Source organism: Photorhabdus akhurstii, assembly GCF_018448925.1.
In the GTDB taxonomy this organism is placed as follows: domain Bacteria; phylum Pseudomonadota; class Gammaproteobacteria; order Enterobacterales; family Enterobacteriaceae; genus Photorhabdus; species Photorhabdus akhurstii.
The window spans coordinates 1-443 of sequence record NZ_RCWE01000134.1; the positions used below are offsets into that span (position 1 = coordinate 1).

The window sequence follows — 443 nt, forward strand, 5'->3', positions numbered from 1 at the left end:
AAATCTCTATGAAGCCCCTCGCTATCTGATGCATTACCTAGATTCCGATGAGGATGATGGTGACGACAGTAGTTCTTACCTCAGTCTGGTATTGCCCTGGGATTATCTGAAAGAACAAGAGGGCATGACCCGGTTTATGGCCTGGCTGGACTTTCTGTGTGAACAACTCGAACCTGACTGGGGAGACTGTGGTTACTGTCTGGTCTTACCCAGAGATTATCATGACTATTTTCCTCTGGAGTACCAACTGGCCCTGCGTTACCCTGCCCTGCAAGTCAACTCCACTGTTCACACCACGCTGGACGATTATGCCCACTCCATCCGAAGCATTAACTGGATCACCCTGCTGTCCAAACGCTTTGTAAACCGACTGGGTGGGGAATACTGGATACGTCAGGTGCTGCGCCCCTACCGGGATGTGGTGATGACTTCTTATTCCAATG

The 443-nt window shown here is 50.3% G+C and carries 1 protein-coding gene; it reads left to right on the top strand.

Features of this window, described 5'->3' with window-relative positions:
• A partial coding sequence (locus tag EAE93_RS24095; RefSeq protein WP_214040745.1) for a type VI immunity family protein occupies positions 1-443 on the top strand: 443 nt, incomplete at both ends.